This window comes from Streptomyces sp. NPDC005866 (genome assembly GCF_040629895.1).
Lineage (GTDB): Bacteria > Actinomycetota > Actinomycetes > Streptomycetales > Streptomycetaceae > Streptomyces.
Genome location: NZ_JBEXWP010000027.1, coordinates 108,690 through 123,433, shown reverse-complemented (window position 1 = coordinate 123,433; position 14,744 = coordinate 108,690). Strand labels below are relative to the sequence as shown.

Sequence of the window (14,744 nt, the reverse complement as noted above, 5' to 3'; positions counted from 1 at the left end):
CGCATCGGCCTACTACGCTGCACTCATCCGATGATCGACCTCTAGGAGCCGCGATGCGAGTCGCCCTGTTCCTGACCTGCGTCAACGACACGCTCTATCCGGACACGGGCCGTGCCGTGGTGAAACTCCTGACCAGGCTGGGCGTCGAGGTCGACTTCCCGATGGCCCAGACCTGCTGCGGGCAGGCCCACTACAACACCGGGTACCGCCATGAGACGGAGCCCCTCGCCCGCCATTTCTCCGATGTCTTCGGGGAGTACGAGGCGATCGTGACGCCGTCCGGGTCGTGCGGGGCGATGGTCCGGGAGCTGTATCCCAGGATGGGCGAGCGGGCCAGGGCGGAAGGGCGCGGGAGCGGTCTCGCGAACGCGCTGGCGCCGGTGGTTCCGAAGACCTACGAGCTGACCGAGTTCCTGGTGGACGTGCTGGGGGTGACGGACGTGGGGGCCTACTACCCGCACCGGGTGACCTATCACCCGACCTGTCACGGGCTGCGCAGCCTGGGGCTCGGTGAGCGGCCGCGCCGGCTGCTCCAGGCCGTCAAGGGGCTGGAGTTGGTGGAGCTGCCGGGAGCGGAGGAGTGCTGCGGGTTCGGGGGGACGTTCGCACTGAAGAACGCCGACGTCTCGGCGGCGATGGGGACCGACAAGGTGCGCAACGCCGAGTCGACGGGCGCGGAGGTGCTGTGCGCGGCCGACAACTCCTGCCTCATGCACATCGGCGGCACCATGACCCGGCTCGGCACCGGCATGCGGCCGGTGCATATCGCGGAGATCCTGGCGAGCACGGAGGAGGAGCCGACCGTATGAGCGGAACGTATCTGGGGATGCCGGCCTTTCCGAAGGCCGCGCACGAGGCTGTCAACGACCCGACCCTGCGAGCGAACTTGCGTCACGCCACGCACACCATCCGCGCCAAGCGTGCCAAGGCCGTCGCCGAGCTGTCCGACTGGGCCGCGCTGCGGGAGGCCGGCAAACGGATCAAGGACCATACGCTCCGTCATCTCGACCGATATCTCGTCCAGTTGGAGGAGTCGGTGACGGCGGCCGGCGGTACGGTCCACTGGGCAGCCGACGCCGACGAGGCCAACCGGATCGTGGCCGGGCTGGTCAGGGAGACCGGTGAGTCCGAGGTCGTCAAGGTCAAGTCGATGGCCACGCAGGAGATCGGGCTGAACGAGGCTCTGGAGGCCGAGGGCATCCGGGCTTACGAGACCGATCTGGCCGAGCTGATCGTGCAGTTGGGCAAGGACCGGCCCTCGCACATCCTGGTCCCGGCGATCCACCGGAACCGGGGGGAGATCCGCGACATCTTCCGGCGCGAGATGGGTGAGTGGGGACGCCCCGCGCCCGAGGGCCTCACCGACACCCCGGCCGAACTCGCCGAGGCGGCCCGGCTCCACCTCCGCGAGAAGTTCCTGCGCGCCAGGGTCGGTGTCTCCGGCGCCAACTTCATGGTCGCCGAGACGGGCACCCTGGTCGTCGTCGAGTCCGAGGGCAACGGCCGGATGTGCCTCACCCTCCCCGAGACGCTGATCTCGGTCGTCGGCATCGAGAAGATCGTGCCGACCTGGCGGGACCTGGAGGTCTTCCTGCAGACCCTCCCCCGTTCGTCGACCGCCGAGCGCATGAACCCGTACACCTCGATGTGGACCGGCACCACCGACGGGGACGGACCGCAGACCTTCCACCTGGTGCTCCTCGACAACGGCCGCACCGACACCCTCGCCGACGAGGTCGGCCGCCAGGCGCTGCGCTGCATCCGCTGCTCGGCCTGCCTCAACGTCTGCCCGGTGTACGAGCGGGCGGGCGGTCACGCCTACGGCTCGGTCTACCCGGGCCCGATCGGCGCGATCCTCAGCCCCCAGCTCCGGGGGACCGCGAGCGAGATCGACGCCTCACTGCCGTACGCCTCGTCGCTGTGCGGGGCCTGCTACGAGGTGTGCCCGGTCGCCATCGACATCCCCGAGGTGCTGGTGCATCTGCGGGAGCGGGTCGTGGAGGGCGGTGAGGCGGTCCGGAACGGCAACAAGGTGGTGCTCAAGCCGGCCAGGGGGCACGCGGCCGAGCGGGCGGCGATGCGTGCGGCCCGCTGGGCGTTCTCCCACCCGGCCGCCCTGCGCACCGGCCAGCGGGTCGCCTCCCGCAGCCGCCGCCTCCACCCTCGTACGCTGCCGGGTCCCGGCAGGGCGTGGAGCGGGACACGGGACCTGCCCGCCGTACCGGCGGAGCCGTTCCGTGACTGGTGGCAGCGGACGAACGGCGGAGAGGGCGGCGCCAAGTGAGCAGCAGGGACCGGATCCTGGGCCGGGTGCGGCGCGCGCTGGCCGATGTGCCGGGCGAGGACGCGCCGGTCGAGCGGACGTATCTGCGCGAGCACGGGGAGCGGACCGTCGCGGAGACGGTGGAGCTGCTCGCCGAGAACCTGGCCGACTACCGGGCGATCGTACATCGGTGCGCGGAGGGTGAACTGGCCGCCCTGATCGGCCGGTTGGTCGCCGAGCGCCGGGCGGGAACGGTGGTCGTGCCGGCGGGGCTGGACCCGGAGTGGCTCACGGTGACCGATGTCGAGGTGATTCCGGATCACGCCGAGAGCACACCACACGAGCTCGACGATGTCGGCAGTGTGGTCACCGGGTGTGCGGTGGCGATCGCCGAGACCGGGACGATCGTGCTGGACGGCGGCCCCGACCAGGGCCGCCGCCGTATCACGCTCGTCCCCGACCATCACATCTGTGTGGTGCGGGTACCGGACCAGGTGGTGTCGTCCGTGCCCCAGGCCATGGAACGCCTCGCCCCGGCCCGCCCGTTGACCTGGATCTCCGGGCCGTCCGCGACCAGCGACATCGAGCTGGACCGGGTCGAGGGGGTGCACGGTCCGCGCACCCTGGAGGTGGTGCTCGTCAGCGGCGATCAGCCGAGCGTCGAGGTCAATTCGTAGTACCGGGCAGGGGGCGGGGACGCGGCCGCTTTGCCAGACCGGTGCGCCGGAGCGGGTGACCCGGATGCGGTACGCCGTCCGGCGGCGGCCGCACGCCGGGGAGGCGGTGCGCTGGCCGAAGCGTGGGCGCGGGGCGTCGACACCGAGCGGGTCGGCGCGGTGCTCGACCGTCAGCCCGGTCACCAGAGTGCCGCCGGTCCGGCGCCGGACTCCTTCGTGATCGTTCCGGTGTCCTCCGCCAGTCGTGCCGTCCGTCATGCCGTCCGTCATGCCGTCATCCCTTCGGCCAGTCGGATTTGTATCGATTCAGAACGATCGACGGTGAAAACGGCGACAGGAGCCGACCCGCGACCCCACGCATTCGAGATCTACTTGAAACTTTTCAAAAAGGGAGGCGGGCAGTCCGGAACGGTCGCGGCTAGCGTGAGGGAATGATCCGGTTCGAGCAGGTCACCAAGCGGTATCCGGACGGCACGACCGCCGTGGACGGCCTCTCCTTCGAGGTGACCGAGGGTGAACTCGTCACGCTCGTGGGCCCGTCCGGCTGCGGCAAGACCACGACGATGATGATGGTCAACCGGCTCATCGAACCGACCTCCGGCCGGATCCTCGTCGACGGCGAGGACATCGCACAGGTCGACCCCGTTCGGCTGCGCCGCCGGATCGGCTATGTCATCCAGCAGGTGGGCCTGTTCCCGCACCGTACGATCCTCGACAACACCGCGACCGTCCCGGCCCTGCTCGGCTGGAAGCGGGCCAAGGCCCGCGGGCGCGCCGCCGAACTCCTCGACCTGGTGGGCCTGGACCCGGGAACGTACGGCCCGCGCTACCCGGACCAGCTCTCCGGCGGCCAGCGGCAGCGGGTCGGCGTGGCCCGGGCGCTCGCCGCCGACCCGCCCGTGCTGCTGATGGACGAGCCGTTCGGGGCGGTCGACCCGGTGGTGCGGGAGCAGTTGCAGGACGAGTTCCTCAGGATGCAGGCCGCCGTGCGCAAGACGGTGCTGCTGGTCACCCATGACATCGAGGAGGCGGTGCGGCTCGGCGACCGGATCGCGGTCTACGGGCAGGGGCGCATCGAGCAGTACGACACGCCGGGTGCGGTGCTGGGGACGCCCGCCACTTCGTACGTCGCCGAGTTCGTGGGCGCTGACCGCGGGCTGAAGCGGCTGTCCGTGACCGAGATCGAACCGGACGACCTGGAGGAGCCGCCGGTCGCCCGCCCGGCCGAGTCCGCCGAGAGCGCCGCGGCGCGATTGCGGGCGGAGGGCGCCCGGTGGGCGGTGGTCCTGGACACGAACGGCGATCTGCACGGCTGGGTGGGCCGGGACGAGTTGGCGGCGGGCGGCACGGTCGGCGACCTCGCGCACCGGATGACCGCATGGGTGCAGGTCGGCGCCCCGCTGAAGCAGGCGTTCGGCGTGATGCTCCAGTACGACGCGGGGTGGGTCGCGGTCCTCGACGGCTCGCGTTTCCTCGGTGTACTGACCCCTGCCAAGCTCCACGAGGCGCTGCGCCGCTCGGTGGACGCGGAAGCGCGCGGCATCCCGCGAGGTCAGGTGCCGTTCGACTCCGTCTCCGACGCGTGATCGGCACAGGGGCAGGGCGTCCGTCGGCCGGCGTTCGTCAGCAGTACGTCATCGGACAGCGGCGGCGCAGCGAGTGCTGGGCCGCCCGCAGGTACAGCGCGACGTAGAAGGCGGCGTCCAGGTCCTCGCTCCAGGGGCCGGGGCGGGCGGCGGCCGTGTCCTTCGCCGGCCCCTCCAGGAACCACATCGTCACATCGAGGTTGTCGCAGGCCTCCGGTATCACGTCGGCAGGAAGCCGGATCGCCGTCGCCAGCCGCTGTGTGAGGGCGAGCACCTGGGGGGCGCCGGCGATCACCGTCTCGTCGGTGCAGGCGGATTCATTCGAGGGGCGGCCGGATCTCCTCGTCAAGGGAGAACGGCACCAGCACCGACCAGCCCAGCAGCAGCTCCGACTCCCGCTGTGCCAGATGTTCCCGGCACAGCGCGGCGAACCCGTCCGTGGACGGCACCAGCTTTTCCTCGAACGACAGCCCCGAGCCGCGTACGAGACGGGCCGCCTCGGGCAACGACTCGTAGGGTGCGAGGCCGCGCCGTCTCAACTCCCCGTCGAGGGCCGAGGCGACGGCCCCCTTGCCGCCCTCCTCCTCGTCCTCGTCGAACCACTCCCGCGCGGCGACACTCACCAGATACATGCCCATACCCGGAACGTACCGCCCGGCCTGACAACGGACGCCGGCCGTCACTTCACCAGACCCTTGTCCCGCAGATACGTCCGGGCCACGTCCTGGGCCAGCCGCCGCCAGCTGTCGACCTGCTGGTTCATGGACGCCAGGTCGGCCGTCGTCAGGACGTCGTTGAGCTTGCCCAGCGCCTTCGTCACCCCCTCGCTGCCCGCCCGTGCGCGGTTGACGACCGGGACGACGTAATCGGCGTTCTGCAGGTGCTTGTCGTCGGCGAGCAGGACCAGACCGAACTGGTCGAGAGTCGCGTCCGTGGTGGTGGTCAGCACCATCTGGTCCTGCCCGTTCTGCACGGCCCGCTTGGCCTGGGTGGTCCCGACGCCCTTGGGGTCGACGCCGGTGATGTCGATGCCGTAGACCTTCTTCAACCCCGGCTCGCAGTACGGCCGTTGCACGCACTCGTCGCCCGCCGCGAGCCGCACCTTCAGCCCCGAGGCACCGAGGTCGCTGAGCGTTCTGAGGTGGTGCCGACGGGCGTAGGCGGCGGTGACCGCGAAGGCGTTCTGGTCCACCGCCCGCCCCGGGTTCAGGACCGTCAGGCCGCGCGGTGTGGCGAGGCGGCGCAGCGCCTGCATCGTGGTGGCGAGGTCGGGCGAGCCCACGGGCGGTGCGTCGGGGCCGTTGGCCTTGGCGTTGAGCCAGTCCGCGAAGGTGGCCGCGTACTCGGGGACGACGTCGATCTGCCCGGATTCCAGGGCGGGTTCGTAGATTTCCCGGTTGGCGACGGTGATGAGGGAGGTCCGGTAGCCGGCCTGGTTCAGCAGCTGCGCGTACATCTGGGCGAGCAGGTCGCTCTCGGTGAATCCGGCGGAGCCGATGGTCAGATGCCGGCTGTCGCCCGGGGGTGCGGTGACCTCGCCGCGGTTCTCCAGGGAGGGGCCGGTGGTGCAGGCGGTGAGGGTGAGCAGCAGCACGGCAGGTACCGCCGTACGGGACCTCACCGTGAGCCCCGTACCCAGACCGGGGCGAGTCGCTCGGCGAGTTCGAAGACACCCTCGACGATCAGCGCGAAGGCGGCGACCAGAATCGCCCCGGCGACCACCTGGGGCGTGCTGGCCAGGTTGAATCCGGCGGTGATGATCCGGCCAAGTCCGCCGCCACCCGCGAGCGCGGCGATGGTGGCGGTGGCGACGAGCTGAACGGCGGCGATCCGCACCCCGTTGAGCACCAGAGGGAGCGAAAGGGGCAATTCCACATGAAACAGCACCTGTCGCCCGGACATCCCCATACCGCGCGCCGCCTGCACGATGCTCCGGTCGACCTCGCGCATACCCACATAGGCGTTGGTGAGCAGCGGCGGTACCGCGAACAGCACCAGGGCCACCACCGTGGGGCCCTCGCCCCATCTCCCGATCGGGGTCAGGAGCAGCAGGACCAGGACGGCGAAGGTGGGCACGGCACGGCCGACGTTGGAGATGTTCACGGCGAGCGCGCCGCCCTTGCCGAGGTGGCCGAGGATCAGGGCGACCGGCAGTGCGATCAGGCAGCTGATGACGAGGCACACGACGGTCAGGACGAGATGCTGGAGCAGCCGGTGCCCGATCCCGTCGTCGCCCGCCCAGTGCGCGGAGTCGGTGAGCCAGTCCCAGGCGTCGGTGAGCGTGGTCATGGGCGGGCCGCCCGCGTCCACGGGGTGAGCAGCCGCTGCACTCCGAGCAGCAGCAGGTCGGCGGCGACGGCGATCAGCACACACAGCACGGAGGCGGTGAGTACCTGGGCCTTGAAGTAGGTGTTCATGCCGGCGTAGATCAGGTTGCCGAGCCCGCCGAAGCCGACGATCGCGCCGACGGTGACCAGGGAGACCGCCGAGACGGTGGCGATGCGCAGGCCGGCCATCGCGGCGGGCAGGGCGAGGGGCAGTTCGACGGTGAGCAGCAGGCGGATCGGGCCGTAGCCCATACCGCGGGCGGCCTGCCGGGTCTCCTCCGGGACGGCGCGCAGGCCCGCGAGGATGTTCCGGACGAGCAGGGTGAGCGAGTAGAGCACCAGGCCGGCGACGACGAGGGTGGCCGAGAGGCCGTAGACCGGCAGGAGCAGGGAGAACATCGCCAGGGACGGGATGGTGTAGAGAACCGTCGTGACACCGAGGACGGGCCCGGCGGCCCAGCGCCAGCGGCGGCCCAGCACGGCCAGCGGGACGGCGATGACGAGGCCGATGAGCACCGAGACCGCGGTGAGCTGCAGGTGCTGGCCGACCGCGTCGAGGAGGATCTGGCGGCGGCTGCTCAGATAGGCACCGCAGATCCACTCGTTGCGCGCGAGACAGTCGTTCGGGGGCGCGGTCACGCGTCCATTGCATCGGGCGGCCGACGACCTCGGCGCGTTGTGGTGACCCGTCCGGGTCGCTGAGGAGGACAGGCCGGGACGGTCAGGACACCTGGGCCGAGCACGCCACTCCATGCCGCGCGGCGATCGGCCCCACGGACGCGCCCGAGCCATGCGGCGCCACTCCATACCGCCGTCGGACTCAGCCCTGACAACGGGAAACGCCTGAGCCGAGCACGCCAGTCCACGCCGGGCAGCTACCGGACCCACGGGGCGCGTCCGAGCCGGGCGGCGCCACTCCATACCGCCGCGGCACACAGGCCCCGACAACCGGGAACACCTGATTCAAGCGCGCCAGCCCCCGCCGCGCAGCGACCGGCCCTACGGAAGCGCCCGAGCCAGGCGGCCCTACTCCATGCCGCCGCCGGACACAGGACCCGGCAACGGGAACGCCCGGGCCAAGCACGCCAGTCCACGCCGGGCGGCTCCCGGTCCCACGGACGCGCCCGAGCCAGGCGGCGCCCCTCCACGCCCCCGGGGGGACACAGCCCCCGACAACGGGAACACCTGAATCAAGCGCGCCAGCCCCCGCCGCGCAGCGACCGGCCCTACGGAAGCGCCCGAGCCAGGCGGCCCTACTCCATGCCGCCGCCGGACACAGGACCCGGCAACGGGAACGCCCGGGCCAAGCACGCCACTGCACGGCTCGCGCAGCTACCGGTCCCAGGGACGCGTCCCGACCGGGCGGTTGGCGGTCACTCGACGGTGTCTCGGGCACGCGGCGCTACTCCATACCCCCCGCGTCCATCAGCGCGGTCGCCGTCCCCGTGGTCAGGCCGTCGTCCAGTCTTTCGATGTGGGCGCCGGCGCGGGCGCTGGCGCCGTCGAAGATCAGCATCAGCTGCCGGGCGAGGACGGCCGGATCCGCCGCGCCGCCCTGTTCGGCCTGCTCCCGGAAGAAGCCCTCGAGCCGGTCCTTGGCCGCACGGGCGACCGCGCTCGCCGGGTGCTCGGGGTCCTTCAGCTCGACCAGGGCGGCGAGGTACGGGCAGCCGTGGTAGTCGGGGTTCACGGAGTTCTTCTCCAGCCGCTCGAAGACGTACACGATCCGCTCGCGGGGCGTTGCCGGCATGCCCTCGGCGGGCACGAGCTGGGCCTCGTACCAGGGCCCGCGGCGCTCCAGGCTGGCGGCCAGCATCTCGTCCTTGCTGTCGAAGAGCTGGTACATCGAGCGCTTCGACACCCCGGCCGACCTGCACAGCGCCTCGACGCCGACGGAGACACCGTCGCGGTAGAAGAGCTGGGCGGCGGCTTCGAGCAGCCGGTCGCGGGGGGACGCCTTGTCGGTGGTGGCCATAGACCCGAGGTTACCGCGCGGAAGCCACTTGGGAAACCGATCGGTATACAGGGTGGCAGGCGAGGTGAACAAGCGCTTAGATAGGACTCCGGATCCGCTCCATGTGCGTGTTCCACGACCCTGATCAGCCGGAGGCCCCGTTGTTCACTTCCGTCGAGGACGTCTCCGCCCGCCTCGCGGAGACCGGCTATCTCGCCTCCCCCGCCGTCGCCACCACCGTCTTCCTGGCCGACCGGCTGGGCAAACCGCTCCTCGTCGAGGGCCCCGCCGGGGTCGGCAAGACCGAGCTGGCGAAGGCCGTGGCCGATGTCGCCGGGGCCCGGCTGGTGCGGCTGCAGTGCTACGAGGGCGTGGACGAGTCCCGGGCACTGTACGAGTGGAACCACGCCAAGCAGCTGCTGCGCATCAGCGCCGGCCGGGACGAGACATGGGACGAGGCCCGCACCGACATCTTCAGCGAGGAGTTCCTGCTCCCCCGCCCCCTGCTCACCGCGATCCGGGGCGACGACCCGAAGGTGCTGCTGATCGACGAGACCGACAAGGCCGATGTCGAGGTGGAGGGCCTGCTCCTGGAGGTGCTCAGCGACTTCCAGGTGACCGTCCCCGAGCTGGGCACGGTCACCGCCACCCGCCGTCCCTTCGTAGTGCTCACCTCGAACGCGAGCCGTGAACTGTCCGAGGCGCTGCGCCGCCGCTGTCTGTTCCTGCACATCGGCTTCCCTGAAGAGGAGCTGGAACGCCGGATCGTACGGCTGAAGGTGCCGGGGCTCACCGAGGCGCTCACCGAGTCCGTCGTCCGGGTGGTCGGGGCGTTGCGGGCGATGGACCTGCGCAAGGTGCCGTCGGTGGCCGAGACGATCGACTGGGCGCGCACCCTGCTGGCGCTGGGCGCCGACACGCTCGACGAGCAGGTCGTACGGGACTCCCTGGGCGTGATCCTCAAGCATCAGGACGACATCCAGAAGGCGGCCGCCAAGCTGGACCTGGACGCCCTGTGAGCCCTCGGGCCGACCTCGCCGACCGGCTTACGGGGCTGGTGGGGGCGCTGCGGGCGCACGGGGTGCGGGTCGGCACCGGGGAGACCGTGGACGCGGGACGGGCGGTGGCGGCGCTGGGCCTGGCGGACCGGGAGCTGCTGCGCGAAGGGCTGGCCGCGACCCTGCTGCACGGCCCGGGGCAACGGGCCGTGTTCGACCAGGTCTTCGACCTCTACTTTCCGCGCGGGGTGGGCGGGCCCGGTGCCGAGTCCGCCGGCCGGGACGAGTTGCGGGAGCGGCTTGCGGTCGCGCTGGCCGACGACGACACCGCGCTGCTGCGGCAGTTGGCGGCGCAGGCGGTGGACGGCATGGGCGGATACGGGAGTTCGCCGGGCTCGGACGGCTGGTCGTCGTACCAGACACTCGACCGGCTGCGGCCGCAGACGCTGCTTGCGCGGGTGCGGGCGGATGTCCGGGGGCGGGGCACGGACCCGGGGTTCGCGGACCGGCTGCTCGACGACGAGATCCGGCGGCGGATCGAGGCGTTCCGGGGCATGGTCGCGGCGGAGGCCCGGCGCCGGGTGGCCGAGTTGCGAGGGCGGGACGAGATCGCCCGGCGGGCGGTGGCGCCAAGCGCCGACCGGGTGGACTTCCTGTTCGCCGGACGGGATCAACTCGCCGAACTGCGCAGGGCCGTTCAGCCGCTGGCCCGCAAGCTGGCGACCCGGCTGGCCGCGCGCCGCCGCCGGGCCGCTCGGGGCGCCATCGACCTGCGCCGCACCCTGCGCGGCTCGCTGTCCACGGGCGGGGTGCCGATGCGGCCGGTGCTGCGCCGGCGCCGGCCGGCCCGGCCCGAGCTGGTGCTGCTGTGCGATGTGTCGGGTTCGGTTTCGGGGTTCTCGGACTTCACGATGCTGCTGGTGCAGGCGCTGCACGACCAGTTCAGCAAGGTCCGGGTGTTCGCCTTCGTCAACCGGATCGACGAGGTGACCGGCCTTCTGGAGCACGGCCGGGCCGACCCGGAGGGGCTCGGCGCCCGGATCCGCGCCGAGGCCACGCTCACCGGCTGGCACGGCAGCAGTGACTACGGCGTCGCGCTCGGCGAGTTCGCGGAACGGTACGGCGGAGCGGTGGGCCCGCGCAGCACGGTGTTCGTGCTCGGTGACGCCCGCACCAACAACCTCGACCCGAACCTCGCCGCCGTCCGCCGGATCACCGGGCAGGCGCGCCGCGTCTACTGGTTGAACCCCGAGCAGCGCTCCTTGTGGGGCACCGGCGACTCGGCGGCACCCGACTACGCGGAGCTGGCGGAGATGCACGAGTGCCGTACGGCCCGCCAGCTGAGCGCCCTCATCGCGCGGCTGCTGCCGGTGTGACACCGCGGCCGGGTCACAGAACCCCGGGGCACAGACGGCCGGGTCCCAGGCCGCTTCACAGAAGAGGGCGCCGTCGCCTACCCGCGGTGACGGCACCCGTTGGCTGCCCTCAGCTCTCCTTGGCCTTCGCGTAGTCCGTCGCCATGCCGCCGGCGAAGTCGTACAGGACGACCTGCTCGTCGCCCACGACCCAGGCGTCGTGCCCCGGCGGGCAGACGAAGACGTCGCCCGGGCCGGCCTCGCCCTCGCCGCCGTCGTCCATGACCAGGTGCATCCTGCCCTGAACCACGAAGCCGTTGTGGTGGACCATGCAGCTCTCGGTGCCCGCGATCGGTCCCACCGACTCCGTCCAGCGCCAGCCCGGCTCGAAGGTTGCGACGGCGAAGTCGAGACCGGTCATGTGCACGGCCTCCAGGTGGCCGCGCGGGAAGTCACGCCGCTCGTCGGGCTTGTCGACCGTTTTGATCTCCAGCATGACAGTGTCCTCCCTTCCACCACTCCATCGTCTTCCCGTCAAGTCAGGAGCGCCATTCGGTACGCGATCACCCTGCGGTGGATGATCTTCGCCAAGGGGGGCCGGGTGCCGTCAGCTCCGCAGGGCGGTCACCGGCACCGGCTCTCCCAGGGCCTCTCCCCCGTCGAACCGGAGAGAGACGTAGTTCATGCCCGGGAAGGCGAGGACGAGCCGCGCGCCCAGCGAGGGCAAGACAACTTCTCTGGCAAGTAGGGGAGTTCGTCGCGGCCGTAGCGGACGAGATTGGCATGCAAGCCGCTCCGGGTGCCGCCCGCCGGTGCGGGGGCGGTCGGTCGGTGAACTACGCCCCAGGATGGGCGAGTTCGATGTCGTGGTCGTGGATGTCGGCGCCGGAGACGAGCACCCCGGCGGCTTGCGGCGGGTAGCCGGTCGCGATGACCGTGTACGGACCGGTGTCCAGGTCGGAGAAGGCGTACGCGCCGTCGTCCCCGGTGGTGGTCGTGGCGACGACATTGCCGGCGCCGTCCACCAGCGTGACCCGGGCGTCGCCCAGCGGGCCCCCGGTGCCCCGTACCGTGCCGCGCACATGGGCGCCGGGCCGCAGCTCGACCTCGATGCGGGTGACCCCGGTGGCGGCGATCTCGACGGGCAGGGCGAGCGGTCGGTGCTTGGGCGAGCTGACGGCGAGTGTCACGGTGCCCGGCACCAGGTCGCCGACCGTGAACTCACCGAGCCCGTCGGTCTGCTGGGTGGTGAGCACGTCCCCGCGCACGTCGGTGACGACCACCACGGCCCCGGCGACCGGCGCCCCGCTGTCGGCGGCCCGAACCAGTCCGGCCAGGCCGCTGGTGCCGCTGAGCAGCACGTCGTACGCGACCGGTCCGGTGCCCACGACCAGGGTGGTGGCCTGCGGCTGGCAGCCGTCGGCGGAGGCTATGAGGACGTACGTCCCCTCCCCGGGCGCCGTCACGGCGTAGTGGCCCTCGGCGTCCGCGACCGCGCGGCCGAGCTGGCGGCCGCCGAGGGAGATCAGGGTGACGGCCGCCCAGCCGACGCCGGTTCCGTCGGCGCCGCGCACCCGTCCGCGCACCTGGACACCGTCGTCGGTGAGGGAGACGGTCACCGGAGTTCCTTTCGCGCCCACCGGTGCCTCGGACGCCGGTTCGCGCGCCGCCTCGGTCCCGGCCACCGCCGCCCCGGCCACCGCCGCGACCGGCTTCCGGCGCGGGATGAACGCGGCCACCAGCAGCGCGAGGACCGCCGCGCCGGAGCCGACGGCCATGACCACCTTGAAGCCGTTCTCGGAGGGCACGGTGGCGGTGCCGAAGACGGTGGTCATCTGGGCCAGGATCACCCCGGCGACCGCGCTCGCGGTCGACGTACCGATCGACCGCATCAGGGTGTTGAGGCTGTTCGCGGCGGCCGTCTCGTGCGGGTCGACGGCGCCCATGATGAGCGCGGGCATCGCACCGTAGGCGAAGCCGATACCGGCGCCGACGATGCAGGAGACCAGGACGAGCTGCCAGACGGCGTCCATGAGCACGATGTTGAGCCCGTACCCGGCGGCCACGATCACCGCGCCGCACATCAGGGTGACCTTCGGGCCGAGGTTCTTGGAGATGAGCGCCGACACGGGCGCCATCGCCATCATCACCAGGCCGGTGGGGGCCATCACCAGGCCCGCGTCGAGCAGCGACTTGCCCAGACCGTAGCCGGTCGCCTCGGGCAACTGCAGGAGCTGCGGAAGCACCAGGGACATCGCGAACATGGAGAAGCCGAAGGCGATCGAGGCGAGGTTCGTCACCAGGACCTGACGGCGGGCGGTGGTGCGCAGGTCGACCAGCGGTTGCCGGGTGCGCAGTTCGTAGAAGCCCCAGGCGAGCAGGATCACCACGGCGGCCCCGAACAGACCGAGCGTGGTGCCGCTGCCCCAGCCCCAGTCGGCGCCCTTGGAGACGCCGAGCAGCAGACAGACCAGGCCGGCCGCCATGCCGAGGGCGCCGAGCAGGTCGAAGCGGCCGCCGGTGCGCACCTTCGACTCGGGCACGAGCAACAGGACGAACAGCGCGGCGACGACGCCGAGCGCGGCCGAGGTCCAGAACAGCACATGCCAGTCGAAGTGGTCGGCGATCAGCGCGGCGGCGGGCAGGCCGAGCGCGCCGCCGACGCCGAGGGAGGCGCTCATCAGCGCGGTGGCGGAGCCGAGCCGTTCGGCAGGGAGTTCGTCGCGCATGATGCTGATGCCGAGCGGGATCACGCCCGAGGCCAGACCCTGCAGCGCGCGGCCGACGATCATCGGCACGAGGGTGTCGCTCAGCGCGGCGGTGACCGAGCCGGCGACAAGCATGACCAGGCTGGTCAGCAGCATCAGCCGCTTGCCGTACATGTCGCCGAGCCGCCCCATGACGGGTGTGGCGACGGCGGCCGCGAGCAGGGTGGCGGTGACGGCCCAGACCGCGTTGGACGCGGAGGCGTCGAGCAGCTTCGGCAGCTCGGGCACGATGGGGATCACCAGGGTCTGCATCAGCGAGACCACGATCCCGCCGAAGGCCAGCACCGCGACGACGACGCTGGCCCGCGGCGCGGCGGACTCCCCGGCCTTTATCGGCTGGGGCTGTGCTTGGGACATGGTCGAGCCTCCGTAGGGCCACCCGAGTCTGCACGACCCTCCAGAATGTAAGTCACTTGATTTACTTAAGCAAGCACAGTCGGATTCTGTGCGACGGAGGTGAAGCTTCCGCGCGAGACCCGATGGAGATGGCGTACGCCATCGTCGCCGACCCCGTCGAGCCGATGAAACAGGCCGAAAACAGGCCGCCCCGCTGGAGCCGCTCGTCCGGCTACTGCTGTCCAAGGACCCGGCGGACCGGCCCTGGCCGAGCAGACGGAACGGGCACTGCCGGCCACCTGGTCGGGAGCCGTGACGAAGGAAGCGCCGCCCACGGCACCAGCTCCCCGTGACAGCCCTCGCTCCCCCGACGGCCCCCGCTCCCTCGACGGCCTCCGTTCTCCCGATAGCCCCGCTCTGCCGGTGAGGTCACCTACAAGGACCCGACCGGTCTGGCCGGCGTCACCATCGGAACGGTCG

14 protein-coding genes and 1 pseudogene are annotated in these 14,744 nt (G+C 71.6%); 6 read left to right on the top strand and 9 right to left on the bottom strand.

Annotated elements, in window-relative coordinates; all coding sequences use genetic code 11:
* Nucleotides 1–53: 53 nt before the first annotated feature.
* The 3 genes from ABZ396_RS32575 to ABZ396_RS32565 are packed head-to-tail and all read left to right on the top strand — an operon-like array spanning nt 54 to nt 2,940.
* On the top strand, nt 54–809 hold the full coding sequence (locus tag ABZ396_RS32575) for a (Fe-S)-binding protein (RefSeq protein ID WP_358918356.1): 756 nt from the start codon (nt 54–56) through the stop codon (nt 807–809).
* Nucleotides 806–2,284 carry a LutB/LldF family L-lactate oxidation iron-sulfur protein gene (locus ABZ396_RS32570; RefSeq protein ID WP_358918358.1) on the top strand — a complete coding sequence of 493 codons (1,479 nt, stop codon included), beginning with the start codon at nt 806–808 and terminating at the stop codon, nt 2,282–2,284. The genes ABZ396_RS32575 and ABZ396_RS32570 overlap by 4 nt, the downstream gene beginning before the upstream one ends.
* Complete coding sequence (locus tag ABZ396_RS32565) at nt 2,281–2,940, top strand: LUD domain-containing protein (protein WP_358918359.1); 660 nt, start codon at nt 2,281–2,283, stop codon at nt 2,938–2,940. The genes ABZ396_RS32570 and ABZ396_RS32565 overlap by 4 nt, the downstream gene beginning before the upstream one ends.
* 57 nt (nt 2,941–2,997) lie before the next feature.
* Here ABZ396_RS32565 and ABZ396_RS32560 read toward each other — a convergent pair.
* Nucleotides 2,998–3,198 (bottom strand): annotated as a pseudogene (locus tag ABZ396_RS32560) (hypothetical protein); the annotation flags it as partial.
* A gap of 173 nt (nt 3,199–3,371) precedes the next feature.
* On the opposite strand from ABZ396_RS32560, the gene ABZ396_RS32555 reads away from it, so the two are divergent.
* Nucleotides 3,372–4,526 (top strand): betaine/proline/choline family ABC transporter ATP-binding protein, encoded by a 1,155-nt coding sequence (locus ABZ396_RS32555; protein ID WP_358918361.1) that lies wholly within the window; start codon nt 3,372–3,374, stop codon nt 4,524–4,526.
* Nucleotides 4,527–4,563: 37 nt separating this feature from the next.
* Here ABZ396_RS32555 and ABZ396_RS32550 read toward each other — a convergent pair whose 3' ends face one another.
* The 6 genes from ABZ396_RS32550 to ABZ396_RS32525 form a co-directional block, all read right to left on the bottom strand.
* A complete protein-coding gene (locus tag ABZ396_RS32550) occupies nt 4,564–4,821 on the bottom strand; it encodes a hypothetical protein (RefSeq protein WP_359186530.1) in 258 nt (85 codons plus the stop codon).
* Between the two features lie 22 nt (nt 4,822–4,843).
* Entirely contained in the window at nt 4,844–5,164 is a 321-nt protein-coding gene (locus tag ABZ396_RS32545; RefSeq protein ID WP_358918365.1) for a hypothetical protein, read from the bottom strand.
* Between the two features lie 41 nt (nt 5,165–5,205).
* The gene (locus ABZ396_RS32540; RefSeq protein ID WP_358918366.1) at nt 5,206–6,147 is read right to left on the bottom strand and encodes an ABC transporter substrate-binding protein; all 942 of its coding nucleotides are present in this window, start codon (nt 6,145–6,147) and stop codon (nt 5,206–5,208) included.
* The gene (locus ABZ396_RS32535; protein WP_358918367.1) at nt 6,144–6,815 is read right to left on the bottom strand and encodes an ABC transporter permease; all 672 of its coding nucleotides are present in this window, start codon (nt 6,813–6,815) and stop codon (nt 6,144–6,146) included. The genes ABZ396_RS32540 and ABZ396_RS32535 overlap by 4 nt, the downstream gene beginning before the upstream one ends.
* The gene (locus ABZ396_RS32530; RefSeq protein ID WP_358918369.1) at nt 6,812–7,492 is read right to left on the bottom strand and encodes an ABC transporter permease; all 681 of its coding nucleotides are present in this window, start codon (nt 7,490–7,492) and stop codon (nt 6,812–6,814) included. Before ABZ396_RS32530 ends, ABZ396_RS32535 begins: the two co-directional genes overlap by 4 nt.
* Nucleotides 7,493–8,255: 763 nt before the next feature.
* On the bottom strand, nt 8,256–8,828 hold the full coding sequence (locus tag ABZ396_RS32525) for a TetR/AcrR family transcriptional regulator (RefSeq protein WP_358918370.1): 573 nt from the start codon (nt 8,826–8,828) through the stop codon (nt 8,256–8,258).
* A gap of 140 nt (nt 8,829–8,968) precedes the next feature.
* On the opposite strand from ABZ396_RS32525, the gene ABZ396_RS32520 reads away from it, so the two are divergent.
* Both ABZ396_RS32520 and ABZ396_RS32515 read left to right on the top strand, forming a co-directional pair.
* Entirely contained in the window at nt 8,969–9,826 is an 858-nt protein-coding gene (locus ABZ396_RS32520; protein WP_358918372.1) for a MoxR family ATPase, read from the top strand.
* Entirely contained in the window at nt 9,823–11,181 is a 1,359-nt protein-coding gene (locus tag ABZ396_RS32515; RefSeq protein ID WP_358918374.1) for a VWA domain-containing protein, read from the top strand. Before ABZ396_RS32520 ends, ABZ396_RS32515 begins: the two co-directional genes overlap by 4 nt.
* Nucleotides 11,182–11,290: 109 nt before the next feature.
* Here ABZ396_RS32515 and ABZ396_RS32510 read toward each other — a convergent pair whose 3' ends face one another.
* Complete coding sequence (locus ABZ396_RS32510; protein ID WP_358918375.1) at nt 11,291–11,656, bottom strand: cupin domain-containing protein; 366 nt, start codon at nt 11,654–11,656, stop codon at nt 11,291–11,293.
* Nucleotides 11,657–11,996: 340 nt separating this feature from the next.
* Nucleotides 11,997–14,285, bottom strand: coding sequence for an MFS transporter (locus ABZ396_RS32505; RefSeq protein WP_358918376.1), 2,289 nt, complete (start codon nt 14,283–14,285; stop codon nt 11,997–11,999).
* Between the last annotated feature and the right edge of the window lie 459 nt (nt 14,286–14,744).